The organism is Mycobacterium sp. NGS41 (assembly GCF_059812725.1).
The window spans coordinates 61619-85800 of record NZ_JCALDF010000021.1; the positions used below are offsets into that span (position 1 = coordinate 61619).

A 24182-nucleotide genomic window follows, 5' to 3' on the forward strand; every position below is an offset into this window, starting at 1 on the left:
CTGTCATAACACCGCTCCGCCGTTGACGCCCAAGACCTGGCCCGTTATGAAGCGGGCCTCATCAGAGGACAGGAACCCCACCGCCGCAGCGATATCGGCCCCGGTTCCCAGGTAGCCCACCGGAATATTGCTGGCGATCTGCTCGTTCGATGGCAAGTACCCCGCGGCTTGCGATTGGTGCTGCATCGGTGTCTCGATACCCGACGGCGGGATGGTGTTGACCGTGATCCCGTCTGCGGCGTACTCGCGGGCCAGCGACTTGGTCAGGGTGATCACCGCCCCCTTGGACGCCGCGTAGTGCGCGGCAAAGGGCGATCCACGTTGCGCACTCGACGACGAAATCATCACGATCCTGCCCCATTTCGCGGCCAGCATGTCCGGCAGCGCGACCTGGCAGCAATGAAAGGTGCCGGTCAGGTTCACGTCGATGATCCGCGACCAGGCCTCGGGAGTGATGTCGGTAAAAGCTGAGAATCCGAAAAGCCCGGCACAGGTCACCAGCACCGAGACCGGGCCGAGCTCGGTACGCACTTTCGCGAAGGCCTCTTCGGTGGCGAGCCGGTCGGTGACATCGGCGCCGACACCGATCGCCGTGCTTCCAGACGTCCGCAGATCTTCGGTAACTCGTTGCGCCGCTTGCTCGTTGACGTCGAGCACGGCGACCTTCAGACCGCGCCGGCCCAGTTCGTGGCAGGTGGCCTCACCGATTCCCGACGCGCCACCGGTCACCACGGCCACCCTGCTCATCGACTGCGCTCCATCGCGGTTCGTCTCCCCTACGTTCACTCGTAGACCACCCGCACCGTCCGGCTGGTTGGCAGGGACTGACAGGTCAGGACCCAGCCTTCGGCTAGCTCATCGGCCTCGAGCGCCTCGTTGTTGAGCATTCGCGCGCAACCTTCGGTCAGTCGCGCCATACATGTTCCACAGTTACCGACTTCGCATGACGACGGAGCGGGCAAGCCGGCCATGCGTGCGGTCTGCAGCAAGGTGTCGCCCTGGACGTAGGGCACCGTCGTAGTGCGCCCACCGAGCTCGATTGTCACTTCTTCGGTAGCGGCATCACCGATATCAGCGTCGTTTGCCCGTGCGGCATCGACATAGGACAAAGCACGGGCATCTCGCATCTTCTGCACAATATCAACTACTTGCGATTAATCTCAAGTACTAGATATGTCGGTGGCGGTCCGGCGCATCGCCAGGGGGCCTCACTCGTCGACGCAGTCGCTGAAAAGCTCATGGCCAGTGCCCTTTTCGACCACACGTCCCAGCAATTCGCGCAGGGTCTCCTGTTCCTGCGCACTGAGCACACCGAATACCTGCCCGTGAGCGGACAACGCGCTACTGACCACGGTCGCGGCGACGTTGCGCCCTTCTCCGGTGAGGTAGGCCTGCAGGATGCGGCCGTGCTGCGGGTCCTTCTTCCTTTCCACCAGACCGCGTCGTTCCAGCGAAGTGAGCGCCACCTGAACCCCCTGCGGGCTGATCAGCAGGCGCCGGGCAAGTTCGGCTCCCGACAGACCCGGTTCGTTGGCGAGCTGACGCAGCACGCCGATCTGGGCCGTGCTCACACCGTGCGCACTCATCGCTTCGTTGATGGTGGTCAGCGAGTAGTAGAAAGCCTGCTTGAGCAACCACAGGATGTGGTCGGTGAGTTCCATGCCCGGCTCTGTCATCGTTCGACGCCCTCGCCGGGGGTTTTGGAGATCTGTCCGTTCTTCATGACGAACGAGACGTCCAGGGTGGCGCCGATGTCCTGCGACGGATCTCCAGGCACGGCGATGATGTCGGCGCGCATGCCCGACGCCAGCCGGCCCAGCTCGTCGTCGGCATCGATCAACTCCGCGGCCACCACCGTGGCGGCCTGGATCGCCTGCATGGGCGTCATGCCGCGTTGCACCAAGGCAACCAGTTCCTTGGCGTTCTGGCCGTGCGGGATCGCCGGCGCGTCAGTCCCACACGCGATACGAACGCCAGCGGCAATCGCTTTGGGCAGCATGGACTTTGCTCGCGGAAAGACCTCCTCTGCCTTCTTGCGCAATTCCGGCGCGATCCGGTCGATCGCCATCGCCTCGGTCAGGTAGGTGGTCGACACGAGGAAGGTGTCGTGATCGACCATCATCTGGATGGTCTCGTCACTGGCCAGGAAGCCGTGTTCGATGCAGTCGATGCCCGCGCGAATGCATGCCTGTATCGCGGTATCGCCGACAGCGTGCGCGGCCACCCGAACGCCGGCCCGGTGCGCTTCGTCGGCTATCGCGGCGAACTCCGCGTCGGAGTACTGCTGGGAGCCCGGCGCGGTGCTGTGCGACATGACTCCGCCAGACGCCGAGACTTTGATCAGCTTGGCGCCGTGGCGAATCTGGTATCGGACACAGGCGATCACGTCGGGCACACCGTTGGCGATCCCCTCAGCGACCGAGAGCGGCATGATCCCCGGCGCCAGTCGCTGAAATACCGTGGGGTCCAGGTGACCGCCGTAGGGGGTCACGGCATGCCCGGCGGGATAGATGCGCGGGCCGACGTGCCAACCCTGATCAATGGCGCGCTGCAGGGCAACATCGAGCAGGTAGCCGCCGGTCTTGACCATGAGTCCGAGATTGCGCACGGTCGTGAATCCCGCGTCCAGCGTGGTGCGCGCATTGACCGCCGCCCGCAGGGTGCGATACGCCGGGTCATCCTGGACGCCATGCAGCGGTGCGGGCAGCCCCTCCGGTCCGCCCGGCCCGCCGATGAACAAATTGAGCTCCATGTCCATCAGGCCCGGCAGCAACGTGACGTCGCCGAGGTCGATGACGGTGGCCGAATCCCCTACCGGCTGTTCAGGATTGACGGCGACGATGCGCTCGCCGTCGATTACCACTACCGCCGGAGAGCGAACCTGGCCGGCGTCGACGTCGGCCCATCGGGCCGCGCGCAGGATGGTGGCACCGCTCACGGAACCGGCTCGGACACGCAGTCCAGGGTGGACGCCCCTGAGTCGGGGACCCGGGGCTGCTTCCAGCACTCCACCGGAAACGACACCATGATCATGGAATACAGCAGGTGCATCAGATTCAGGACATCCTCGGGCAGGTCGTCCAGGGAGAACTTGTCGCAGTACGCAAGAGCTTCCTCGGCACGCGGGGTGATCGCGTCGTAAAAGGCTTTCATCTCCGTCATCGAGCTGGCCAGCCGCTTCGCGTAGCGCTCCGGTTCGGAGGGCAGACACCAGTCCGCAAAGGGTTCGAGGTCGGCGAATTCCGTTGGCAGCATTGACACCACGCTCACACTCCCGCTTTGGACGTGCGGCGGTAGTCGTCGATCCAGGCCGCGGTCTCCTTGTGCAGGTGACGCAGCAGGATCTCCTGATCGTTGAGCAGGAACCGATCGATCACCCTGGATTCGATCATTGACTGGGTTGCCTCAAGGGTATTGGCGTCCTGCAGCCCGTATTCCTTGAACGACACGGCCGCCAGCTCCTGGGCCACCCGTTCCCGCGGGGTCCGTGGTTGCGGGAAGTACAGCGTGCCCTCGAACACATGGCTGTTGTACGACGTCGGCCAGTAGTGGTAGGTCAGATACCAGCCCTGACCCCAGAACAGCACCACGAAGTTGGGAAACAGCTGGAACGAATCCAGGCCCCACGGATCGCATTTCGCGGGATTCAGGCCGACCGGCATCTCCCCCAGATCGGGCTTGTCCCAAGGCCCGAACAGTCCACTCTGGCAGATGTCCTCGATCGGTTTCCGCATCTCGGATGACATCTCCCAGGCCCGCACGCCCGATGTGCTGACCAACCGGTGCGGCCCTTCCAGACGGTAGTGCGGAGCCTCGAAACCAGCCTCGGCCGCCGCCTTCGAATACGCCGTCGGCGACTGGTTCGCATGCAACACCGGTGCGTGATAAAACTCCTGGAAGGCATCCATATACAGCTTCCAGTTCGCCTTCACCTCCGAGCGGTAGTGCCAGCGCGAGGTCATCTGGTCGAACGGATAACCCTCCAGCCCGATGACCATGGGCCCGAGAAAATCGCGCAACGACTGTTCGGGCTGCTTCGCGAAGTTGACGAAAATGAAGCCTTCCCAGACATCGCAGTGCACCGGCACCAGCCCATAACGGCTCTTGTCGAGATCGAAGAACTCCTCCTCCTGCTGCACGAAGGTCAAGTTACCGTCCAGGTCGTAGCGCCAGGCGTGGTACTTGCAGGTGAACTGCCGGCATACGCCGCTGGTCTCCTCCAGCGGCATGTCGTTCCACACCAGCTTGTTGCCGCGGTGGCGGCAGACATTGTGGTATGCCTTGACCTCCCCAGATGCCGTGCGCACCAGGATGATCGAGGTGTTGACAACCTTGAGCTCCTTGGTGAAGTAGCTACCTTTGCGTCGAAGTTGTTCGACCCGGCCCACATTGAGCCAGGCCCGCTTGAAGATCGCCTCGCGCTCCAGGCTGTGGATCTCCGGGTTGATGGAATCCTCGTAGGACACCGGCTCGGTGCCCAGTTCGGGGTAATGCTGCGTCCAGCTACCCTCAGCCGGCTTGGGGAATCGAGCCATGATCGCTCCTGTCCGTTCCGGTGCTGGGCAGCCACCGGTTTAGGTGATCCGTAGGAGTCCGTCGCAGCCGACGGTATATGCCCGACGGCTGAATCACAAGTAGTTGATATTGCCGCATCGAAGGCCGTCCTCAAGGCAGCTTGATGACCGAGACGTACATATCGACGGCCGGTCTGTACAGGTCGACATCGTCGAGCTGGCTGCCGATCACGATTGCGTCGGTCGTGGCGATCAGCAGCTGAGCGAATGTCAGGGGAGGGATCAGTAGCGCGCCGCCGAGCCGCTCCACACCCTGCACGATGTACTTCGCCAGCGACTCAGCGACCTGAAGCCTCTTCTCTGCCACCCGTTCCCGCGCTCCGGGGTTCCGCAGCAGGTACAGCGTGAACTCCTGGCCCAGAGCGGCGTGCTGGGCCCCGCGGTCGCGACTCAACTGACGCCACCGCTCGGCCACGTCTCCGCGTTCTCGGTCTCCCACTTGCGTCGATGTCGACATCACTTCGGTGAAGTTGTCGAAGTAGCGCCGCCAGTATCGGTCGCTGACGGCCAAGAAGAGATCCTCCTTCGTGGAGAAGTGCTTGTAGATGGCGCCCTTCGTGTAACCCGCCGCGTAGGCGATGTCGTCGAGAGACGCTGCCATGAAGCCTTTTTCGGCGAACACCTCCTCGGCGGCGTCCAGCAGCAGCGAGCGGGTGTGCTCCAGGCGTCGCTCCCGGGTCCAGCGCTTTTCCATGCAGGGATTGTCGCACAGTATCCGAGAGTCTCTTGAGTTTCTTAGATACTACACAGTAGATTACTGCGGGATCGGCCGGCGAGAACCTCGAGAGGGGACGGTGTCATGAGCGTGCTGCCGAACAAGAAGAATGCGCCCCGAATCACCGAGTCGCTGGACAAAGCGGCCTCGCTCGGCGCGCAGGAACAGACCAAGGTCAAGCCGGTCCGGATCTGGGCCATCATCGGCGGTGCGATCCTGGCTTTCCAGTTATACGTGTGGATTCGCTGGATCACCGGGCCGTATTTCGTGCGGGTGCCCAAGGGGCCGAGCGACCCGCCGACACTGATGAAAGTGGTCCTGATTACCTGGACGACTGTCATCATCGTGGGCCTGCCGGTCGGTGTTTACTACTTCATCATCAGGCCCTGGCGGCGGGAACGACGCATCACGACTGACGGCATGCTGCTGGTGGCGTGCGGGCTGTTGTTCTTCCAGGATCCGTTGCTGAACTACTTCAACACGTGGAGCACCTACAACACCTGGATGTGGAACCGGGGCTCGTGGGTCGCGCACATTCCGGGCTGGTCGTCGTACGCGGAACCGGGCCGGATGATGGCCGAACCATTCCTGATGAATGCGCCTGGTTACTCCTATGGGGTGCTGCTGTGCACTATCCTGGGGTGCTGGGTGATGCGTCGGGCCAAGGCAAAGTGGCCCAATATCAGCAACATTGGACTGATCGGCGTTTTGATCGTCTGGACATTTTTCTTCGATCTGGTCATGGAGGGCATGTTCTTGATGCCGATGGGGCTTTTCACCTACCCCGGTGCAATCAGGTCTCTTTCGATCAATGCCGGCACCTATTACCAATGGCCGGTCTACGAAGGCCTCATGTGGGGAGGCGTCCAGGCAGGGCTGTGCGCCCTGCGCTACTTCACCGATGATCGTGGCCAGACATTCGTGGAGCGGGGATTGGACCGTGTACAAGGCGGATTTGCGAAGCAGCAACTTACCCGGTTCTTGGCGATCTTCGCGGCATGCAGCATGTTCTTCTTCGTGTGCTACAACATTCCCGCCCAGTGGTTGGCCCTGCACCAAGACCCCTGGCCGCAGGACCTGCTGAAGCGCTCGTACTTCCTGATGGGCATCTGCGGAGACGGGACAGATCGGCTCTGTCCCGATCCGGCAATCCCGGTTCCCGGCAAGAACTCCGGCCACATCAGTCCGGACGGCAAATTGGTGCTGCCGGACGGCAAAGAGCTGCCGAAAGTCGTTCCCCTCGAACGCGGGAAATAAGATGGTGAACAATCGACCTACCCCGATACTTTCCGCTCCGCAGGCGCCGTTCTACAAGGCGGTCGGCGACGAGGTGGAGGTATTCCGCGCGGCGGCACGCCGTGGCCTGCCCGTTCTCTTGAAGGGCCCCACGGGATGTGGAAAAACTCGCTTCGTGGAGGCCATGGCCCATGAGCTTGGCCGCGATCTCATTACCGTTGCGGGCCACGAGGATATGACGTCGGCGGATCTGGTGGGCCGCTTCCTGCTCAAGGGCGGTGAAACCGTCTGGGTGGACGGGCCGTTGACTCGGGCCGTGCGGGAGGGTGCCATCTGTTACCTCGACGAGGTGGTAGAGGCGCGCCAAGACACCACGGTGGTCATCCATCCGCTCGCCGATCACCGCCGTGAACTGCCGGTCGACCGGCTCGCCACGACATTGCCGGCGGCGCAAGGATTCCAGCTGGTGATTTCCTACAACCCCGGCTACCAGAGCGTCCTGAAGAACATCAAGGAGTCGACCCGTCAGCGTTTCGTCGCAATCGAGCTCGACTTCCCGCCCGCCGAAATCGAGACGGAGGTCGTCGCCCACGAAGCCGGCATCGACTCCGAGATCGCGCGTACTTTGGTCAGGCTCGGTACTGCCATCCGAAACCTGGACGGCTCACCGCTGCGCGAAGTGTCGTCCACCCGGATGTTGATACTCGCCGGCGGCCTGGTCGCCGAAGGACTGAGCCTGCGCAGCGCCGTCCAGTCAGCCATCGTCCGAGTCCTGTCCGACGACCGCGATGTCGTCTGCGCCCTGTGCGAACTCGTCGACGCGGTGCTGCCCCGGACGTGACAGGCTCAGTCCCACAGGGCCCTAACCGGTTTCGACTCCTCGCTACCTGCGTAGCCGGTAGGTCGGTCGAGGTAGCCGAGGCATCGAACGGCGACGCCGCCCACACGAACGGTCAGGTCATATTCGTCTCGGCGGGCAGTTCTGTCGATGAGCAACGCCGCGAGACGTTGATCCAGAGCGCTCTTCTCGGTGCGCGAAGCCTGGATCCGCGTTTGGTCAAGGCGTTACGCGCGCGGCCGTCGGTAGCGCGCCGCTACCTGGCTCTGGAAGGTCAGCGCGTGCTTGCCGAACTTGCCACGCGGATACCGCTCGCGGCCGCGCTGCGCCCCGAGGTGGAACCGCGCACCGCGACCGCCGACGAATCACTTGAAATAGCAAGAGGCCGAGCGGAAGTCGCGGACCCGCCCGAATGGTTTGGTGTCATCAGACCTTCGCGGCTGCTCGCGTCTTCTTCCGGACCAGGTGTGCAGCCCACCGGCAAAGACCTGCGCCTGAAATTCGATCCCATCGACCTGCCTGAGTCCGATGACGACGGCGATCAGGAGCAGGCCGGAGAAAGCAAGATACTCAAGCTATTTGAGAACCCGCTCTTTAGCTCCCGGGCTCTGTCGGACTACTTCCGTAAGCTGCTCGGCGGCTCGCGCACGGCCGGGGACGGCGCTGCCGGCGCCGAGATGCAGGTTCGCGCCCTGCGGCGGGCGCCCGCGGTCGGACCACACGCCCGGCCGCTGCCCACCCCGATCCGGTTCACCGACGACGATAAGCCCGGTGCCGCGGTCGGCGTGGGCGGTGCCCTCTATCCGGAGTGGGACGTCCACCACAACCGGTATCGGCCGGAGTGGTGCCGGGTCATCGACTTTCCGCTGACCGGCACCGCGGACATGTCCGCGGCCGCCGTTCCTCAGGACACCGTGCTGCGCCGGCGTCTGTCGCGGGTGGGCTTGGGACCCAAGCTGTTACGCGGGCGTTCCGATGGCGACGAGCTCGACATCGAGGCGCTCATCGATCTGTTCATCGATCTGCGCTCCGGCTATTCACCACCGGAAGACGTTTATACAGAACGCCGCAAGCTTGCCCGCAATCTCGGCGTACTCATCCTGCTCGATGCCTCCGGTTCGGCCACCGATACCGATTCCGACGGCCTCACCATCCATGACCACCAGCGACGCGCGGCCGCCACCTTGGCCGCCACGCTCGAAGAACTCGGCGACCGCGTCGCCGTGTACGCATTCCGCTCGCACAGCCGGCACGCTGTCCACCTCCCGGCGATCAAAACCTTCGGGCAACGCTTCGGCGCCGTCGGCCGTGCCCGACTCAACCAGCTGCAGCCATCCGGCTACACCCGCCTCGGCGCCGGAATACGCGGTGCGGGCGAAATACTCAAAACCGAGGCCGGCACACCGAATCGGCTGCTGGTCGTCCTCTCGGATGGTTTCCCCTACGACGACGGCTACGAAGGTCGCTACGCGGAAGCCGACGCTTACCAGGCACTTGAGGAGCTCCGCACGGATGGCTTTGCCTGCCTGTGCCTTTCCATCGGCGCCGGCACTCCCACCGACGCGCTCGCCCGCGTCTTCGGCTCCGCCAGCTATGCCAGCGCCGCGACCCTGGCCGAATTGAGCTCACAGATGGACGAGTTATTTCTCTCTGCGCTAAGAGAACTCGGCGCGCCGAGACCACAGCGAGGATGACCCATGAAGGTTTTAGTGACAGGTGCGCTGGGCAACATCGGCCTTCCCACGATGGAGGCGTTGCTCGCAGAAGGCCACGATGTGGTCGCCTTCGACCTCGAGTCCCGCAGGGCGCGAAAGCTTGCCTCCGGCTTCGATGGACGAGTGCGCTTCGTTTGGGGCGACATCACCTCTCGTGAGTCGCTGCGCCACGCCCTCGACGGCGCGGATGCGGTAATCCATCTGGCCGCCATCATCCCGCCCGCTTCGGAACGAATACCGGAACTCGCCCGCAGGGTGAATGTCGACGCCACGTGCAGCCTGATCGAAGAGATGGAAGCTTCGCCCACGGCCAAGAGGCTCGTCTTCGCGTCGTCCCAGGGTGTCTTCGGCGACGTCCAGGATCGTGAACCACCTCTGCGCGCCGACACGCCGGTCTCCCCGACCGACGAGTATGGGCACCATAAGGTCGCCTGCGAGCGAGCGATCCGGCAGTCGCAACTGCGCTGGAGCATCCTGCGGTTGTCCGCAGTGACGCCAATTCACTTGCAGGCTCAGGATCCCAGCATCATGTTCGAATTCAGCCCCGATGCACGGTTTGAATTCCTCCATCCCGCCGACGCCGGAACGGCGTTCGCTCGCGCTGCGGCGTGCGCGGACTCGCTCGGAAAGACGCTATACATCGCCGGCGGCCCGAATTGCCGGATGACCTACCACGACTTCGTCAATGCTCTGATGACTGCGATCGGCATCGGCGCCATCCCGACCGATGCCTTCGTGCGAACATGGCCTCCCCGCTTTTTCGGCGACTGGGTGGATACCGACGAAAGCCAGCGACTTCTCGAATATCAGAAGCGGGGACTCGACGAACAATTGGCAGACATGAAGAAAGACTTCGGCTTGCTGGTGCCCGTCATCCGTCTTGTGCGCCCGCTCGCGGCGTGGTTCGTGACCCGCAGTTCTGCTTACCTCAAGGAGAACCGGCGCGCCGTTGTCGGCTAACCGCGCTTGTCCTTCAATTCCGTTTACCTGCGCCCGTCTCCGGTATCAAGTAATTTGATTTGGCGGTGACCGTGTCGGGCACGGGAAGGAAGCAGTGGATATGTTCGGCGGTGGATTCTTTCGCCTTGGTTTCGGAAGCCCTCGTTTCGGGAGCCCTAGCATGGACGGCCCATTCGGCAAACGGGACCGCTGTGGTCTGCAGCGGGTGGCACTCGGTACCGCGGCGGGCCTGCTCGACGGGCCGGCGGACGCCGCGCAGGTCGCTGAGCGAGTGGCCGACATGACCGACGGCGCAATGGCCCCGCCCCCGGAGCTGGCCCAGCTCGGCATCGGACTGCTCGCGCATCGCGGCGTGGTGAAGGTCGACGACGGCGTGGCCAGCCTGACCGAGCTCGGCAAGCGTGTGCTGGCGTGGCGTGGCGTCAACCGCGAGACAGCTCAGGAATTTTTGTCGCGAACGGCACAGGCCGGCGACGTCGTCAGAATCCGCAAGACTCTCTCCGATGTCGCCGGACTCGACCGCAGCATCACCCGAAGCGGTACCGACGAGCAGAAGCAACAGCTCGCCGAAACCCGGACCAAGGTGCTGGAAGTGCTGACCGATGCCAAGGAGACGCTGCACCGCGTGCTGGCGGAGAGCTCGAAAGCCTAAGCCGGTGGCGGCTTTTGGGGTTCGCTGAGCTTGACCAACGTCTTGCCGATGTTGGCTCCTTCGAACAACCCGTTGAGGGCGTCGACGCATGACTCGATGCCGTCGAAGATCGTCTGCCGGTGCCGCAAGCGTCCGTCGGCCTCCCACGTACGCAGGTTGGCGAAGGCCTCGTCGAAACGGCCCCACTGGTGCAGTGAGTTGAATCCCTGCATGAGCGCGGTCTTGGACAACAGGTTCACGTAGTTGGCCGGCCCGGGGTGCTCTCCGGTCAGATAGCTGGAGATGACGCCGCACAGCACCACCCGCGCGTTGGAGTTCAGCCGGCCCAGCACCGCATCGAGGATCGGCCCGCCGACGTTGTCGAAATAGACGTCCACCCGTCGGGGGCAGTGCTCTTTGAGCGCGGCCGGCAGCTCGTCGTTCTTGTAGTCGATGCACGCGTCGAACCCGAAGTCCTCGACCACCGCCCGGCACTTCTCCGGGCCGCCCGCGATGCCCACCACCCGGGCTCCGGCGATCTTGGCGATCTGCCCGGCCACCGATCCGGTGGCGCCCGCCGCCGCCGAGACCACCACGGTCTCCCCCGCCTGCGGACGGCCGATGTCCGTCATCCCGAAGTACGCGGTGGCGCCCGTCGGGCCATACACCGACATGATCGCCAGCTGGTCGTCCTCGCCGGGTATGGGCGTGCTGAACACGTCGTCGCGGATGATCACGTACTCCTGAAAGCCGGTCAGCGTGGTGACCACATCGCCGACGGCGTAGGCGTCACAACGCGACGCCACCACCTCGCCGATGCCGGCGGCCCGGATCACTTCGCCCAGCTGCACCGGCGGCAGGTAGCCGGGCTGGTCGTCGAGCCAGGTGCGCGCCGCGGCGTCGATGCCCACGTAGGTGGTGCGAAGCAGCGCCTCACCGTCGCCGGGTTCGGGTGCCGGCGAGCTGATCAGCTCGGTGTCACCCGGCTGGACCAGCCCGGCGGGGCGGCGACGCAACAGGATCTGACGGTTCGGCAATTCGGGCACTCCCCGAAACTACAGAGGAACGTGCCCCTTCCCAACGATGACGTGGGTGCATCTGGCCGGCTCGACGCCGCCGACAAGTCCTGTTAGGTCGGCTCGTCAGAATCGTCGAGGACGCTGGCCGCTATGCCGTACGGCAGGAAGCGCACCTTGCGCGTCGGGTCGACATTGTTCTTGTTTGCCCGCAGCGCATCGAGCTCGGAGGCATACACCTGCTCGACACGGGCGCCACCCTCGTCGTCCACGGTGTAGATGGCCCAAACCCCATCACCGGCCTCACCGGCGGTTTCCGGCCGCGGCCGCCGAGACAGGTCGTCGAACACCGCCGACCAACCCGTCCGCACACCCGATGGGGCACTGAAGAACCTGCCGATCCGCTCGAACGCATCGCGCAGCCCCTCGCTGCCCTCGCGGATCACTCGATCGAAGTCGTCCGGATCGAAACCGAACGCACCGTAGTCGCCCACGCGACCTCCTTGCGGCTCAAAGCCATTTCTTGGCTAGCGTCATGTCCTGGCCAGCGCCATTTGTTGCTAGGCCGATACCGCCCAGTGTGCGCTCACTCGACGCGATCCGCCACGTGCCCCCGGAAAGCCCCGATACGCGATCAGTAGCCGCCCGGACCCTGGTACGGGTTCTGGGGGTACTGCGGGTACTGCGGGTACTGCGGAGCTGGCGCCGTCTGCGTAGGCGGTACCTGGTTCTGCGGAACCTGAACCGGTATCGGCACCGGTAGCAGTGGGATACGTAGCCACTCGGTGGTCATCGGCACGGTTGTCGTGGTGGTCGTCGTGGTGGGCGGGGTGGTTTCAGTCGTGGTCTCAGTCGTGGTTGTCGTGGTAGTGGTCGGCGGCGGAGTCGTGGTTGTCGGGGTCGGCCGGACGGTCGTCGTAGGCCGCCAAGTCGGTGTCGTAGCCACCGGGGGCGGCACGGTGGTCGGCATCACCACCGGCGGCGGCGTGGGCGACGGCGGCGAAGGTGGCGGAGGTGGCGGCGCGGCGCTCGGGACAGGTGCCGCGCTCGGTAGCGGCGCGGCCGACGGGGGCGGGGGGACGGGACTGGGGGCCATGGATTTGGGCGGCGGTGAGGGCAGTGGCGCGATGTTGGGCACCACGGGTGCCGGGCGGTTTTCGATGCCGGTCAACGTGTATGCCACCCCGCCGATCGCGGTCATGGCCACTACGGAGCACAGCCCGATAACCAGTTGCGAAAACCTGAACCGGCGCCGGCGTACTTTGGGCGCCTCGATCATGTTCAGACGCATCGACCAGCCGGCGGGGCCGCCGTCGTCGTCGTAGGTCTCGGGGGCAGCGAAGCGTGTCGGTGCCTCGCCGGGGAATTCGGTCTGCGACCAGGCCAACTCGCGGTCGGTCATGGCATCGCCGTCGATCACCATCACGTCGCCGGCCGGCAGTTCGATGACGCCGGTACCGGCGGCCGCGGTAAGCAGGCCGATCGACGTTCGCGTCCGCGAATCCAGCTGATCGCCGCGAGAGGCGATCAGCAACGCGCCGGTCGCGGCCGCCAGCGCCGGCTGCGACGGCGTCAGGACCGGTATCCGAGCGTGCCTCGAAAGACGGTGTGTGACAAGCGGAATACTGGCGCTACCCCCGACGACGACCAGCGCCGCCAGCTCCGGCCAGCCCTTCTTGCAGCGCACCAGCATGTGGTCGAACGCGTAGATGACGCTGGTCAGCCGATCCTGGATGAGGTCCTCGAGCTGGTTCCGCGTTATCTCGATGCTGCAGTTGTACCCGCGGAAGTCCGTGGTCAGTTGCGTGACCGGGTCGGTGGACAGCCGCTCTTTGGCTTCCCGGCACTGCTCGGTGAGCTGGCCGATCTGCCCAACCGCCTCGGTGCTGGCGGTATCGCCGCTGTGTCCGAGTTCTTCGAAGACATGCAGCAGCAACGCTTGATCGACCTCGTTGCCGGAGAAATCCCTGGAACGCATTGTGGGGCTGACGGGCTCGAAGTCCGCGCCGAGCTTCAGCAACGTGGCCGACGTACCGGCGCCACCGAAATCGAGCAGCCCGACAACGCCATCGTCCGGGAGCCCCAGTTCGCAGTCCACCGCGGTCAACGCCGCAACGACGTCCGGCACAAGGCTCGGTGCCAGGCCGCTGCGGACGAAGCCCACGTGGGTGCGCAGCGCGTCGCGCAGCGCCTGTACCGTCGCGGGTTTCCAGTACGCGGGTGCCGCGATCGAGATCTCCGACGAACCCGCATCGGCACCGGCGGCGCCGACCATCGCGTCGAGGGCCTCGACCATCAGCAGGTCGGGGTCGTGAGCGGACCCGTCGCTGGACACGAGTGCCACCGAGTCGCCGATGCGCTCGACGAAACCACTCATCAGCACGCCGGGCTCGGTCAGGTTCGGGTTCTCTTCCGGTACACCAACTTTCGGTGCGCAGTGCGGATAAAGCGTCAGCACAGCCCGACGCGTGACCGGCGGACTTGCGCTACGCGCTGCGACGAGATTGGTGGTACCGATCGACAACCCCAAAGGGTCGTACATGCAGTGAAAACTTTCGTCGATAGGGGTCTTTGGCCAGCGTCAACCATATCCGCGGACGGGTCCGATGCGGTTGGGTCGCAAGCCCATTGGTACATGGTCGATGCCGTGTCGTCACCGAAGCGGTATCACAAACCCCTTGACAGGCGGCGTCAGGTCATACCACGGTAAGCGGCAGCGAACGCCTCGGCTCGAACTGGAACGTGGAGCCGCGACTGACCTTGGCCACCATGACCTCTGGCAATTCGGTTGCAGTGGTGTCGGATTCGACGAGCTCAGCAACCCAGTCGGTGCTCGTCCCGCTGACCTGAACCTGGACGAGGGGGTCGACCGCGGTGACGATCGCCTGCAGCGGCTGCACGGATTCGGGTGAGCACAACGAAATCCAGGCGCGGTCGTCGTGAGCCGGCGAGCGGTGCACGGTCAGCAGGCCCGATTCCGCTTCGGCGACAACATAACCGGCCGGGTTCAGTAGCGGGTGCAACTCGAAAACCCTTATTATTCCTTTAATTCCGGCGGGTAGTTGCAGAGCGCGATGAATCCGCTCGGCGGCGAGCCCGGCCAGGCCGATCAGCTGGCGAGTGTTTATCGAGATGGCCGTTTCTTCGTCTTTGGTTCGCTGCCGCACAGCGAGCGCGTACGACAAGTTCAGCAGGTGCATCTGCAAACAGATTTCGTCCGCCATCCGGACCAGCGCCGAGTGCGAGAAGGCGCCGAAGTCGAAGTCCGACAACAGCGGACCCGAATACTCCGCCAGCCCTTTGTCCGACGGGTCGATAGCGGCCAACTCCCAGCTGGCCGCCTTGGTTTGACGAATCACGTCCAGCGCCGGAATGCCCTGAGCCTCTGGGTAGGACTCGTCGATGATGACGGTCCACGCGCAGTGCGGATGCCGATCCGCCGGCGTGCGCGGCGGGCGGTGGACGGGCCGCATCTGCGCGCGCGCGTTGGTGGCCACGGCCGTCGCGTCGAACGTCGGGTCCTCGATGGTGTGACACATGCCGAAGACGAACTGGTCACCCATCGGCTCCACGTCGAGCAGGGCGCCGCAGTGGTCGAGGTGGAATTCGCCGTGCCAGCGGTCGTGCAGGGTGTACCGGAAGTCCATGAATTGCGGCGGCGCACCGATATCGAGCTGGAGGCCCTTGAAGATGGTGGGCACGTCGTCGCCCTCGAAGTTCAGCGCCCGCTGCATGCGCCTGGTGTAGATCGGGCTGGCACCCGCCCACTCCTCGATGGCGATCTGCAGCATTTCTTCATGCCCGAATTCCTGAATGCACCATGCCATGCCGGAGCGGTCGATCATGTGCCCGATCAGCAGCAGCTCGGGGACCAGGACGGTCAGCTCTGCGCGGGACAACGTCGCATATCGAGACTGGCTCACCTGCACAAAATAGATGTGTTTATGTTATAAAGTCAACAATGTCTATTGCCGCAGGCCAGAGACCCGGCCGCTCCGTCGCCCCCACCCGGCGCACCAGTGCGCCGCGCAAACGCGGCGACGACACGAGGTCGAAAATCATCGACGAAACGGTCCGCTGCATCGTTGAGGAGGGATTCGGCGCCGCGACCGCCAAGCATGTGGCCGAACGCGCCGGTGTGACCTGGGGCGTCATTCAATATCACTTCGGAGACCGCAACGGCATGCTGATGGCGGTCGTCGACGAAGGGGTAGCCCGGCTGGTCGACAGCCTGTCGTCAGCCGATGTCAGCGAACTACCGTTGCGCGAGCGCATCGAGGTCGTGGTGGACACCGCGTGGAGCTGCTACAGCAGTCCCACTTCGCTGGCAGCCTTCGAAATCCTGCGGGCCACCCGGGGCGGGCCGGACGAATCGTCGCGGCGCCACCTGCTGGAAATGAACGAGGCGATCGGCAAGCTCGGACGGCTGATAGCCGACGACCCGGCCAATGCCGGCGTGGCCGAGGTCATCTGGGCCACGCTGCGGGGCGTGGTGCTGGCCCAGATGGTCACCGGTACGGCGGTCGACTGGCGCCAGGAGCGGCGCGCGCTGATCGACATGGTCACGCATTACCTGGGCGCCGCCCGGGCAGACCGCGACACTTAACTCACGCATACGCCATGCCGGTGCGCGCGTGCGTGGTTTACGTCTCGACGAAGGTCCAGCTGAGGCACGAATGATCGCGCGCCTTCGATTCTCCCGACACGTAAACCACGCATACGGCGCGCCGAAGAACGTCACATTGGCTTAAGTCTCGGCGCCGGCTCTATCGCCGTGTGCTGCAATGACCTGATGAGCCTCAACGATGCAGCGGCCGACCTGGAAGCGATCAAACGGGTCAAGTACCGCTACCTGCGCGCGCTGGACACCAAGCACTGGGACGACTTCGCCGACACCCTGACCGAGGATGTCCGCGGCGACTACGGGTCCTCGGTCGGCAAGGAGCTGCACTTCACCAACCGCACCGACCTGGTGGACTACATGCGTTCCGCGTGTGGCCCGAACGTCGTCACCGAACATCGGGTAACTCATCCGGAAATCGACGTGACCGGGGATACCGCCTCGGGCAGTTGGTATCTGCAAGACCGGGTCATCGTCCCGGAATTCAACTTCATGTTGATCGGCGCGGCCTTCTACCGCGACCAGTACCGGCGCACCGACGAAGGATGGCGGATCAGCGCCACCGGCTACGACCGCACCTACGAGGCAACGATGTCGGTTGCGGACATGAACTTCAAAGTCAAGCCCGGCCGCGCAATGGCCGACTAAGGCCGGCGAGCAGACGCGGTACTACTTGGCGATCGCGATCACCGCGCCGGGCCGCAGCCAGCGGATGATCTGCACCAGTGTGGCGTCGTCAATGGCGACACAGCCTTCGGTGGGGCCACCGTCGGTGGTGTGAAAGAAGAACGCGGCGCCGCCGCCCGGCACCTTGTTCTTGTTGACCCCCATCACCACCGCATGCTTGTACTGCGGAATCTGCAGGTTCTCGCTCTCAGCAGTGTTGAACGGGCACTGGGATTTCTGGCACACCTGCATGGTGTTGAAGGTGGGGCTGTGGTCGTCGCCGCTCCACCAATGGTTGGGCCCCACTTGGGTATACGGCAGTCCGCCACCGGGATTCGGTGCGGTGCCGAAGGCGGAGTCGAGGCTGTAAACCCCCATCGGGGTGGCCGGATACCCGCTCTTGGCCTGCGGGGCCAGACCGGCCGAGCCGATGTGGGTGGGAATGCCGGTCTTGATCGGCTGCCAGCCGGCGGTGGTGCGCTGGTAGACATCCATCTTCGCGTTCGAACCGCCGGTCCCCAAAACCGAAATCACCTGTGTGGCATTGCCAACCGAGTTCGTGAACCAGGGACTGCCGACCGCGCAACTCACGGGCGCAAGCACAAGCCATCCGCCAACCAGGCATGCCGCAGCGCACAGCAGAGCTCCCAGTCGGCGCATCCGTTCATCGTCGGCTGGATCCAACCCCGGGGTCAAGTAAAGGTTTAGACCCGGTTCGGTCACCGCGCCGTGACCGGAATCTTCGCGGGCGGAAGTGTATTACCCACAGACACAACAGGAAATACAGATATCCCAGCGCCCAGCCGGCCAGCACGTCGGATGGATTATGCACGTTCAACGCCACCCGGGCGGTCCCGACCGCAAGCACAATGACCGCGGCCAGCGCGATCGCGACCCGGCGCAGCGAACTGCTCAATACCGGCAGCATGACGGTCAGCAGCGCCAGCGCGCCGGCCGTCGCCTCGAGCGCGTGCCCGGACGGGAACGAGGTCTCCGGTACGGGTACCAGCGCGGTGACCGGTCGCGGACGGTTGGCCAGGCCCTTGGCTCCACTGGCCACGTAACCGTTGAGCGGCAGACAAGTCAGCAGCAACAGCGCTGCCCGCACCTGGCCCTTGACCGCGGAAACCACCGCGCCGACCATCCCCAGCACCCGAAACGGGATCGGCCCCAGCGCGAACGACACGGCGTCCCAGAACTGCACCCAGACCGGGTGCTTGATCCCGATGCTGTGCGCGGCATTCAACAATGACCAGTCGAAGCTGTGCAGCCAGCCCCAGTTCTGGCGATAGCCCAGCCACATCACGGCGTAGACCACCAGGGCGACCAGAGCGCAAGAAACGGCCAGGATCCGGGGGCGGGTCACCACTCCATCGATACCAGCACCTACGCCGCGGTCCGTCATACTGTCGTATGGCGGTTTATGTTCGCAAGCTGTTCGGCATTGGCAAGCTGCCCGCCGACATGCGTGCCCAGTTGGAGGCCGAAGGGCTTCTCTATCTCGCCGAGTACGTCGCGGTCACCAGGCGGTTCAGCGGGGCGGTCCCCGGTCTACGCGTGTCACACACCGTCGGCAGCTTCGTGGGCTCGCTGGCCTTCACCGCAGAGCGGGCGCTCGCGACATTGTCGGTGGTGCCGAGGCTGGCCGGCCGCATGATCGACGTACGCTGGGACGAGGCGCGGGCCGGCGCCGCCAAAGCCGAGATCTCCCCAACGGGCCTGCACCTCGATCTCGACGTCGCCCACGTCGACCCGAAATTCAGCGGTCACCTCTCGTTGAATTACAAGGACGCCATCCCCGAACAGGTGCTGGCCCGCCTGCCGAGTCGATCGCTGGCCTTCGAAGTGCCGGCCGAATACGTCTTCCGCGCGGTCGGCGTCACGTTCAGTCCGTGACGATGATCGGCGATTTTCTACGATGACTCCTGTGCGCGACTATGCGTTCAGTCCCCAGGAGCGGCAGGCCGTGTATCGGGTGATCTCCGAACGACGCGACATGCGCCGGTTCGTGCCCGGCGGCGTGGTTGGCGAGGATGTGCTGGCGCGGCTGCTGCAGGCCGCGCACGCCGCGCCCAGCGTGGGCCTGATGCAGCCGTGGCGTTTCCTCCGGATCACCGACGGGCAGCTGCGAGGACGCATCCACGCCCTGGTCGACGAAGAACGCGCGCTCACCGCGCAAGCCCTGGGACCGCGGGCCGAGGAATTTCTGCGGCTGAAGGTCGAGGGCATTCGCGAGTGCGCCGAACTTCTGGTGGTGGCGCTCGGCGAGGACCGCGATGCGCACATCTTCGGCCGCCGAACACTGCCGCAAATGGATCTCGCGTCGGTGTCGTGCGCCATCCAGAACCTGTGGCTGGCGGCCCGGTCCGAAGGCCTCGGCATGGGTTGGGTGTCCCTGTTCGACCCGCGCCGGCTGGCGGACCTACTGGGCATGCCGGCGGATGCAGAACCGGTGGCCATCCTGTGCCTGGGACCGGTACCTGAATTTCCGGACCGGCCCGCCCTGGAACTGGACGGATGGGCCTATGCGCGGCCGCTGGCCGAGTTCGTCTCCGAGAACCGGTGGGAGCGGCCTGAGACCCCGGACGGTGACCGCAACGAGGTGTGAGGAGGGCCACCAGGACCGGTTAATGCGGTCAACATGCCCGTCGTTGCTTCGGCCCACTCAGGTATCGTCGCCGGTCGAGGTGACCGAAATGAGACTGAAGCTGTGACGGCCGGCCGTGACAATGTGCTGCTGGTGCACTGGCACGACCTGGGGCGCTATCTGGGCGTCTACGGGCACCCCGATGTGTCCAGCCCGCGGCTAGACCGGCTTGCCGCAGAGGGCATTTTGTTCACCCGCGCCCATTCCACCGCGCCGCTGTGCTCCCCGTCACGAGGATCACTGTTCACCGGCCGGTACCCGCAGAGCAACGGGCTCGTCGGTCTGGCCCATCACGGCTGGGAATACCGCGCCGGGGTCCGCACCCTACCCCAGATACTGTCCGAATCAGGCTGGTATTCAGCACTTTTCGGTATGCAGCACGAGACGACCTACCCGAAGCGGCTGGGCTTCGACGAGTTCGACGTGTCGAACTCCTATTGCGAGTACGTCGTGGACAAGGTCCAGGAATGGATGCGCGAGGGCGCCCCGGTAATTTCCGGTCAGCCGTTCCTGTTGACGGCCGGATTCTTCGAGACCCACCGGCCCTTTCCGCCGGAGCGCTATGAACCGGCCGACAGCTCGGCCGTCAAGCTCCCCGACTACCTGCCCGACACCCCCGAGGTGCGCCAGGACCTCGCTGACTTCTACGGTTCCATCGCCACGGCCGACGCGGCCGTCGGTCAGCTGTTGGACACGTTGACCGAGACTGGCCTGGATGCCAACACCTGGGTGGTGTTCCTCACCGATCACGGTCCGGCGTTTCCCCGCGCGAAGTCCACGCTGTATGACGCCGGAACCGGCATTGCCATGATTGTCCGTCCGCCCACCGGCCGGGCCTCGTCCCCCAGAATCTATGACGACCTGTTCAGCGGCGTCGATCTGGTCCCGACGCTGCTGGAGCTGCTCGGTATCCATGTACCGGCCGACGTCGAGGGGCTGTCGCACGCACCCCAGCTGCTGGCGCCGGACGAGGAAACCGATCCGGTGCGCGACCATGTGTACACCATGAAGACCTATCACGATGCGTTCGACCCCATCCGGGCAATCCGCACCAAGGAATACAGCTATATCGAGAACTACGTACCGCGGCCGATGCTGGACCTGCCCTGGGACATCCAGGAAAGCCCCTCCGGTCTGGCGGTGGCGCCCTTGGTCACGGCGCCACGTCCGGAGCGCGAACTATACGATCTGCGTGCCGATCCCACCGAAACCAACAACCTGCTTATCACTAATCACTCCGGGGTGATAGCCGAGATCGCAACCGATTTGGCTGTGCGCCTGCATGATTGGCGCCAGCGGACCGACGACGTCATACCCTCGGATTTCGCTGGTTCCCGTATTGCCGCGCGCTACACCGAAACGTATCTGAAGACGCATCATGCGAAGGTGACCAGCCGGTCGGCCATCGCTTTCGACCGGGGCATCGAGGAACAGCCCACGCAGACCAATCCGTAGGGAACACGCCCGGCTGGGCTAGCCTGGGCGGCGCGCTCCACCGACCTCCGCGACGATGAAGACCCGCCGGAAGGGGAAGATTGTCGTGCCGTCGGGCCGGGCCGGGTAGGCGTCGTCCAGCAACGGGATGAGCTCTCGGCGGAAACGCTCCCAGCCCTCGTCGTCGAGCCGGTCGCGCACCGGGACCAGGGCGGTGCCGGTGATCCATTCCAATACCGGGTGCTCACCGGTCAGTTGGTGCAGGTATGTGGTCTCCCAAACGTCGACTCGGCATCCGGCGTCCATCAGCAGGTCGGCGTAGTGCACCGGTGGCTGAACCACCGCTCCGACTCGAAATGGTATGTCGCGCATGATCTTTGCATAGGGCTCTCGACGGGCCAGCGCCCGTACGGCGGCATGCGACGGCGTTTCGAAGTTGCCCGGGATCTGGACGGCGATCCAGGATCCCGGCGCCAGCTGCCCGGTCCACCGAAGCAGCAGGTCGGCGTGTTCGGGCACCCAATGCAAGGCCGCATTGCTGACTACGACGTCGGTGTCCGGCTTCGGCCTCCAGCTGCGCAAGTCCCCGGTGGTGGCGTCGATTCCACGTTCCCGGGCCGCGGCCACCATTTCCGGCGAGCTGTCCAGCGCCTCGATCACCGCGTCGGGCCAGCGCTTGGCGAGGTACCTGGTCAGGTGGCCCGGTCCACAGCCGAGATCGACCACCCGCCGCGCCCGTTCGGCACCCACTCGCGACAGCAAGTCGTAAAACGGGCGGCTGCGGTGGTCCGCAAAGGCCAGGTAGACTTCCGGATCCCACATGTCGGTCCTCCCGATCAACACCGTCGCTCGTCGGCACGGTTAGACAAACCGTATTACCGAATGGTTCTCGGGCGCGCACCGTATCGGTAGTCGGCGGGATACCATCTCGTTCACCGGCAAGAAAGGCGAGCTGACAGCGATGTCCGACGCAGAAACGATAGATCCGCCCCTTCCCGTAGCGGAGGCGCCCGGCGCCGACGTGCCGGCCGACGCCGACGGACTACCCCCACGTTCCGCCTTGCCGCTGCGCCAGCGCTTGATTGTCGACGCGGCCGCGATGGGCGACCTCGCGATGCGCACCGCCGTAGCGTCGGTGCTCACGACGACGGTGACGCCGGTCGTTATCGCCAACGTCCTACGCCAATCCGGTAGCGAACGCGGCAACCTGAGCTTCTATGCCGACCTGGCGGCCGAGCGGGACACGGCCAAGTCGTTTCCGGCGCCCACCGAGATTCCGCGGGTTTCATCGCGTCGGGCCAACGTGATTGCGGAGCGACTCGCGCGCGGGACCGTCGACAACATCGAGTTCCGCAGCAGCTTCAGGGCAATCAATCCCGCGCTGCGCAAACAGTGGAGCGGACTCAGGTCCAACAACATCGTGCGGGCGCAGCACTGGCGCCACGACGACGGGCCACGCCCGACGCTGTGCGTCATCCACGGCTTCATGGGTTCGTCATATGTACTCAATGGCTTGTTTTTCTCGCTGCCGTGGTACTACCGGTCAGGCTACGACGTGCTGTTGTACACCTTGCCGTTTCACGGGCGGCGAGCCGAAAGGCATTCGCCCTTCAGCGGCTTCGGCTATTTCGCCAGCGGGCTAAGCGGTTTCGCCGAGTCGATGGCCCAGGCCGTGCACGACTTTCGATCAATCGTGGACTATCTGCACCACACCGGTGTCGAACGCGTGGCATTGACCGGGCTATCGCTGGGCGGCTACACGTCCGCACTGCTTGCCACCGTCGAAGACCGGCTCGAGGCGGTGATTCCCAACTGTCCCGTCGTCAGCCCGGCGAAGTTGTTCGACGAGTGGTTCCCGGCCAACCAACTGGTCAAGCTTGGCCTGTGGCTCACCAACATCAACCGCGACGAGTTGAATGCCGGCATGGCCTACCACTGTCCACTGAACTATTCGCCGGTGATCCCCAAAGATCGCCGGATGATCATCACCGGCCTCGGCGACCGAATGGCTCCACCCGAACACGCCGTAACACTTTGGGAGCATTGGGATCGCTGCCGGCTGCACTGGTTTCCCGGCAGCCACGTGATGCACATCAGCCAGCTGGACTACCTGCGGCGGATGACCCCGTTTCTGCACAGTTTCATGTTCGAGTAATCACCTCGGTCAGCGCCGCGCGATGGGCGCCAGTGAGCGGAGTAGGCCAGTTCAGCCGATCCAGCAGGTCGGCGGGCGCAGCGGTGTGCCCGTCGAGTCGCTGAGTGGACAAGAGACTCAATGCCTTCAGCGCCGGGAGATGGTTTCCGCGTTGCGGGATCAGACCGGTCAGCGGCCCAGCGCCCTCGGGCCGGCTCTCGGTGCGGAAGGCACATGCGGCCGCAACCGTGTAACTCGTTGGCTCCCCGGCGATCTCCAACGCCGTCCAGGTCTCGCGCGCCGGATGCGACCGGATGGCAGCCAACTTGTCGGGCAGCCCGCCATCCACGATGACCCGGTACGCCGCCAGGTAATCCTGGCCTTGCGGCAGTCCGCGCCACGTCTCGCGGCCTGCAGAGGTGACCAGGCGCGGCGCCTCTTCGGGACTCACAGTGGCGGCGTCCCAGCCGATTTCCCGAAGGTGGTCAGCGAGCCGGCGCGCCGCGACCTGCGCGGTCTCGTGCAACGGGATGCGCGCCGAGCGCGCTTGCAGCGCCGCGAGGTTGTCGACCGCCGATATGGTCAGCCCGATCCAGGTATCCCGGACACCGGATCCGTTGCCGCGGCTGGTGATTCGCAGCGCGTCGGCGCGAATACCGTAGCAGTTCAGGTACCGGGCGATCAGCGGCAGCGGGAACACGTCCGAGTCGCCGGCGGGCGGCCCGATCCGCAGCAGCGCCGTTGTGCTTGTGGTACTGCCGAACTCGTGCGCGGATTGGCCTGGCCGGAACAGCATCGCCACTCGGCGGCCCAGGATGGTCGTGAAGTGCAAGCCACGCCACCAGCTGAACAGCACGATCACAACGGCAGCCGCGATACCGATCAGCCAGTAATCGCGGGTGGTGTGCCAGGGGTAGGCCATCGCGGCGGGCACCACCGCCAGCAGCGCCAGCGTGATGCGGCCGGTTCCCGGCCACACGATCGATTGGCTCACG

Annotated in this window: 25 protein-coding genes and 1 pseudogene; 11 read left to right on the forward strand and 15 right to left on the reverse strand. The window is 64.8% G+C overall.

Translation table 11 applies throughout. From position 1 onward, the window contains the following. Positions 1–3 precede the first annotated feature (3 nt). The 7 genes and pseudogenes from AC5Y21_RS18315 to AC5Y21_RS18345 all read right to left on the reverse strand — a co-directional run bounded on the left by AC5Y21_RS18315 (position 4) and on the right by AC5Y21_RS18345 (position 5268). Complete coding sequence (locus AC5Y21_RS18315; protein ID WP_499914381.1) at positions 4–747, reverse strand: SDR family NAD(P)-dependent oxidoreductase; 744 nt, start codon at positions 745–747, stop codon at positions 4–6. Positions 748–782: 35 nt separating this feature from the next. After that, positions 783–1064 (reverse strand): annotated as a pseudogene (locus AC5Y21_RS18320) (2Fe-2S iron-sulfur cluster-binding protein); the annotation flags it as partial. A 144-nt stretch (positions 1065–1208) separates the two neighbouring features. Beyond that, positions 1209–1661, reverse strand: coding sequence for a MarR family winged helix-turn-helix transcriptional regulator (locus AC5Y21_RS18325; RefSeq protein WP_499914440.1), 453 nt, complete (start codon positions 1659–1661; stop codon positions 1209–1211). 11 nt (positions 1662–1672) lie between these two features. Continuing rightward, entirely contained in the window at positions 1673–2938 is a 1266-nt protein-coding gene (locus AC5Y21_RS18330) for a metal-dependent hydrolase family protein (protein ID WP_499914383.1), read from the reverse strand. Continuing rightward, positions 2935–3270: a hypothetical protein gene (locus AC5Y21_RS18335; RefSeq protein ID WP_499914385.1), complete on the reverse strand. Its 336-nt coding sequence runs from the start codon at positions 3268–3270 to the stop codon at positions 2935–2937. Before AC5Y21_RS18335 ends, AC5Y21_RS18330 begins: the two co-directional genes overlap by 4 nt. Further along, positions 3267–4535, reverse strand: coding sequence for an aromatic ring-hydroxylating oxygenase subunit alpha (locus tag AC5Y21_RS18340; protein ID WP_499914387.1), 1269 nt, complete (start codon positions 4533–4535; stop codon positions 3267–3269). The genes AC5Y21_RS18335 and AC5Y21_RS18340 overlap by 4 nt, the downstream gene beginning before the upstream one ends. Positions 4536–4665: 130 nt before the next feature. After that, positions 4666–5268, reverse strand: coding sequence for a TetR/AcrR family transcriptional regulator (locus AC5Y21_RS18345; RefSeq protein ID WP_499914388.1), 603 nt, complete (start codon positions 5266–5268; stop codon positions 4666–4668). A gap of 105 nt (positions 5269–5373) precedes the next feature. Here AC5Y21_RS18345 and AC5Y21_RS18350 point away from each other — a divergent pair, with 105 nt between their 5' ends. From AC5Y21_RS18350 to AC5Y21_RS18370, 5 genes are all read left to right on the forward strand, one after another. After that, the gene (locus tag AC5Y21_RS18350; RefSeq protein ID WP_499914390.1) at positions 5374–6546 is read left to right on the forward strand and encodes a spirocyclase AveC family protein; all 1173 of its coding nucleotides are present in this window, start codon (positions 5374–5376) and stop codon (positions 6544–6546) included. Position 6547: 1 nt separating this feature from the next. Then, complete coding sequence (locus AC5Y21_RS18355; protein WP_499914392.1) at positions 6548–7366, forward strand: CbbQ/NirQ/NorQ/GpvN family protein; 819 nt, start codon at positions 6548–6550, stop codon at positions 7364–7366. Further along, on the forward strand, positions 7363–9057 hold the full coding sequence (locus AC5Y21_RS18360) for a nitric oxide reductase activation protein NorD (protein ID WP_499914394.1): 1695 nt from the start codon (positions 7363–7365) through the stop codon (positions 9055–9057). Before AC5Y21_RS18355 ends, AC5Y21_RS18360 begins: the two co-directional genes overlap by 4 nt. 3 nt (positions 9058–9060) lie before the next feature. After that, positions 9061–10038, forward strand: coding sequence for an NAD-dependent epimerase/dehydratase family protein (locus AC5Y21_RS18365; protein WP_499914396.1), 978 nt, complete (start codon positions 9061–9063; stop codon positions 10036–10038). Positions 10039–10198: 160 nt separating this feature from the next. Next, on the forward strand, positions 10199–10690 hold the full coding sequence (locus AC5Y21_RS18370; RefSeq protein WP_499914399.1) for a hypothetical protein: 492 nt from the start codon (positions 10199–10201) through the stop codon (positions 10688–10690). Here AC5Y21_RS18370 and AC5Y21_RS18375 read toward each other — a convergent pair. The 4 genes from AC5Y21_RS18375 to AC5Y21_RS18390 all read right to left on the reverse strand — a co-directional run bounded on the left by AC5Y21_RS18375 (position 10687) and on the right by AC5Y21_RS18390 (position 15608). Beyond that, the gene (locus AC5Y21_RS18375; protein WP_499914401.1) at positions 10687–11715 is read right to left on the reverse strand and encodes an NADP-dependent oxidoreductase; all 1029 of its coding nucleotides are present in this window, start codon (positions 11713–11715) and stop codon (positions 10687–10689) included. The two genes, AC5Y21_RS18370 and AC5Y21_RS18375, sit on opposite strands and share 4 nt — an antisense overlap. 83 nt (positions 11716–11798) lie before the next feature. Further along, positions 11799–12179: an Rv0313 family protein gene (locus tag AC5Y21_RS18380; protein WP_499914404.1), complete on the reverse strand. Its 381-nt coding sequence runs from the start codon at positions 12177–12179 to the stop codon at positions 11799–11801. A 140-nt stretch (positions 12180–12319) separates the two neighbouring features. Then, positions 12320–14227: an Hsp70 family protein gene (locus tag AC5Y21_RS18385; RefSeq protein ID WP_499914407.1), complete on the reverse strand. Its 1908-nt coding sequence runs from the start codon at positions 14225–14227 to the stop codon at positions 12320–12322. 154 nt (positions 14228–14381) lie between these two features. Next, on the reverse strand, positions 14382–15608 hold the full coding sequence (locus tag AC5Y21_RS18390) for a hypothetical protein (protein ID WP_499914409.1): 1227 nt from the start codon (positions 15606–15608) through the stop codon (positions 14382–14384). Between the two features lie 38 nt (positions 15609–15646). Here AC5Y21_RS18390 and AC5Y21_RS18395 point away from each other — a divergent pair, with 38 nt between their 5' ends. Both AC5Y21_RS18395 and AC5Y21_RS18400 read left to right on the forward strand, forming a co-directional pair. Beyond that, entirely contained in the window at positions 15647–16291 is a 645-nt protein-coding gene (locus AC5Y21_RS18395; protein WP_499914411.1) for a TetR/AcrR family transcriptional regulator, read from the forward strand. 186 nt (positions 16292–16477) lie between these two features. Then, positions 16478–16954, forward strand: coding sequence for a nuclear transport factor 2 family protein (locus AC5Y21_RS18400; RefSeq protein WP_499914413.1), 477 nt, complete (start codon positions 16478–16480; stop codon positions 16952–16954). Positions 16955–16975: 21 nt separating this feature from the next. On the opposite strand, the gene AC5Y21_RS18405 is transcribed toward AC5Y21_RS18400, so the two are convergent. Next, positions 16976–17632 (reverse strand): L,D-transpeptidase family protein, encoded by a 657-nt coding sequence (locus AC5Y21_RS18405; RefSeq protein ID WP_499914415.1) that lies wholly within the window; start codon positions 17630–17632, stop codon positions 16976–16978. 4 nt (positions 17633–17636) lie between these two features. Further along, positions 17637–18338 carry a phosphatase PAP2 family protein gene (locus tag AC5Y21_RS18410; RefSeq protein ID WP_499914417.1) on the reverse strand — a complete coding sequence of 234 codons (702 nt, stop codon included), beginning with the start codon at positions 18336–18338 and terminating at the stop codon, positions 17637–17639. Positions 18339–18385: 47 nt separating this feature from the next. On the opposite strand from AC5Y21_RS18410, the gene AC5Y21_RS18415 reads away from it, so the two are divergent. From AC5Y21_RS18415 to AC5Y21_RS18425, 3 genes are read left to right on the forward strand one after another with little or no spacing between them, the layout of a single operon-like run. Then, on the forward strand, positions 18386–18868 hold the full coding sequence (locus tag AC5Y21_RS18415) for a hypothetical protein (protein ID WP_499914419.1): 483 nt from the start codon (positions 18386–18388) through the stop codon (positions 18866–18868). A 22-nt stretch (positions 18869–18890) separates the two neighbouring features. After that, on the forward strand, positions 18891–19580 hold the full coding sequence (gene bluB, locus AC5Y21_RS18420; protein WP_499914421.1) for a 5,6-dimethylbenzimidazole synthase: 690 nt from the start codon (positions 18891–18893) through the stop codon (positions 19578–19580). A gap of 33 nt (positions 19581–19613) precedes the next feature. Continuing rightward, positions 19614–21074: a sulfatase family protein gene (locus AC5Y21_RS18425; protein WP_499914423.1), complete on the forward strand. Its 1461-nt coding sequence runs from the start codon at positions 19614–19616 to the stop codon at positions 21072–21074. An 18-nt stretch (positions 21075–21092) separates the two neighbouring features. On the opposite strand, the gene AC5Y21_RS18430 is transcribed toward AC5Y21_RS18425, so the two are convergent. Beyond that, complete coding sequence (locus AC5Y21_RS18430) at positions 21093–21875, reverse strand: trans-aconitate 2-methyltransferase (RefSeq protein ID WP_499914425.1); 783 nt, start codon at positions 21873–21875, stop codon at positions 21093–21095. Between the two features lie 139 nt (positions 21876–22014). On the opposite strand from AC5Y21_RS18430, the gene AC5Y21_RS18435 reads away from it, so the two are divergent. Further along, entirely contained in the window at positions 22015–23208 is a 1194-nt protein-coding gene (locus tag AC5Y21_RS18435; RefSeq protein ID WP_499914428.1) for an alpha/beta hydrolase, read from the forward strand. Here AC5Y21_RS18435 and eccE read toward each other — a convergent pair. Continuing rightward, positions 23195–24181: a type VII secretion protein EccE gene (gene eccE, locus AC5Y21_RS18440; RefSeq protein ID WP_499914430.1), complete on the reverse strand. Its 987-nt coding sequence runs from the start codon at positions 24179–24181 to the stop codon at positions 23195–23197. The two genes, AC5Y21_RS18435 and eccE, sit on opposite strands and share 14 nt — an antisense overlap. Position 24182 lies beyond the last annotated feature (1 nt).

Excerpts from the sequence above, each read along its gene's own strand:
- AC5Y21_RS18315 (WP_499914381.1), bottom strand. The coding sequence starts at position 747 with ATGAGCAGGGTGGCCGTGGTGACCGGTGGCGCGTCGGGAATCGGTGAG.
- AC5Y21_RS18325 (WP_499914440.1), bottom strand. The coding sequence starts at position 1,661 with ATGGAACTCACCGACCACATCCTGTGGTTGCTCAAGCAGGCTTTCTAC.
- AC5Y21_RS18340 (WP_499914387.1), bottom strand. The coding sequence starts at position 4,535 with ATGGCTCGATTCCCCAAGCCGGCTGAGGGTAGCTGGACGCAGCATTAC.
- AC5Y21_RS18345 (WP_499914388.1), bottom strand. The coding sequence starts at position 5,268 with ATGGAAAAGCGCTGGACCCGGGAGCGACGCCTGGAGCACACCCGCTCG.
- AC5Y21_RS18350 (WP_499914390.1), top strand. The coding sequence starts at position 5,374 with ATGAGCGTGCTGCCGAACAAGAAGAATGCGCCCCGAATCACCGAGTCG.
- AC5Y21_RS18355 (WP_499914392.1), top strand. The coding sequence starts at position 6,548 with ATGGTGAACAATCGACCTACCCCGATACTTTCCGCTCCGCAGGCGCCG.
- AC5Y21_RS18365 (WP_499914396.1), top strand. The coding sequence starts at position 9,061 with ATGAAGGTTTTAGTGACAGGTGCGCTGGGCAACATCGGCCTTCCCACG.
- AC5Y21_RS18370 (WP_499914399.1), top strand. The coding sequence starts at position 10,199 with ATGGACGGCCCATTCGGCAAACGGGACCGCTGTGGTCTGCAGCGGGTG.
- AC5Y21_RS18385 (WP_499914407.1), bottom strand. The coding sequence starts at position 14,227 with ATGTACGACCCTTTGGGGTTGTCGATCGGTACCACCAATCTCGTCGCA.
- AC5Y21_RS18395 (WP_499914411.1), top strand. The coding sequence starts at position 15,647 with ATGTCTATTGCCGCAGGCCAGAGACCCGGCCGCTCCGTCGCCCCCACC.
- AC5Y21_RS18400 (WP_499914413.1), top strand. The coding sequence starts at position 16,478 with ATGAGCCTCAACGATGCAGCGGCCGACCTGGAAGCGATCAAACGGGTC.
- AC5Y21_RS18405 (WP_499914415.1), bottom strand. The coding sequence starts at position 17,632 with ATGCGCCGACTGGGAGCTCTGCTGTGCGCTGCGGCATGCCTGGTTGGC.
- AC5Y21_RS18415 (WP_499914419.1), top strand. The coding sequence starts at position 18,386 with ATGGCGGTTTATGTTCGCAAGCTGTTCGGCATTGGCAAGCTGCCCGCC.
- bluB (WP_499914421.1), top strand. The coding sequence starts at position 18,891 with ATGACTCCTGTGCGCGACTATGCGTTCAGTCCCCAGGAGCGGCAGGCC.
- AC5Y21_RS18425 (WP_499914423.1), top strand. The coding sequence starts at position 19,614 with ATGCCCGTCGTTGCTTCGGCCCACTCAGGTATCGTCGCCGGTCGAGGT.
- AC5Y21_RS18430 (WP_499914425.1), bottom strand. The coding sequence starts at position 21,875 with ATGTGGGATCCGGAAGTCTACCTGGCCTTTGCGGACCACCGCAGCCGC.
- AC5Y21_RS18435 (WP_499914428.1), top strand. The coding sequence starts at position 22,015 with ATGTCCGACGCAGAAACGATAGATCCGCCCCTTCCCGTAGCGGAGGCG.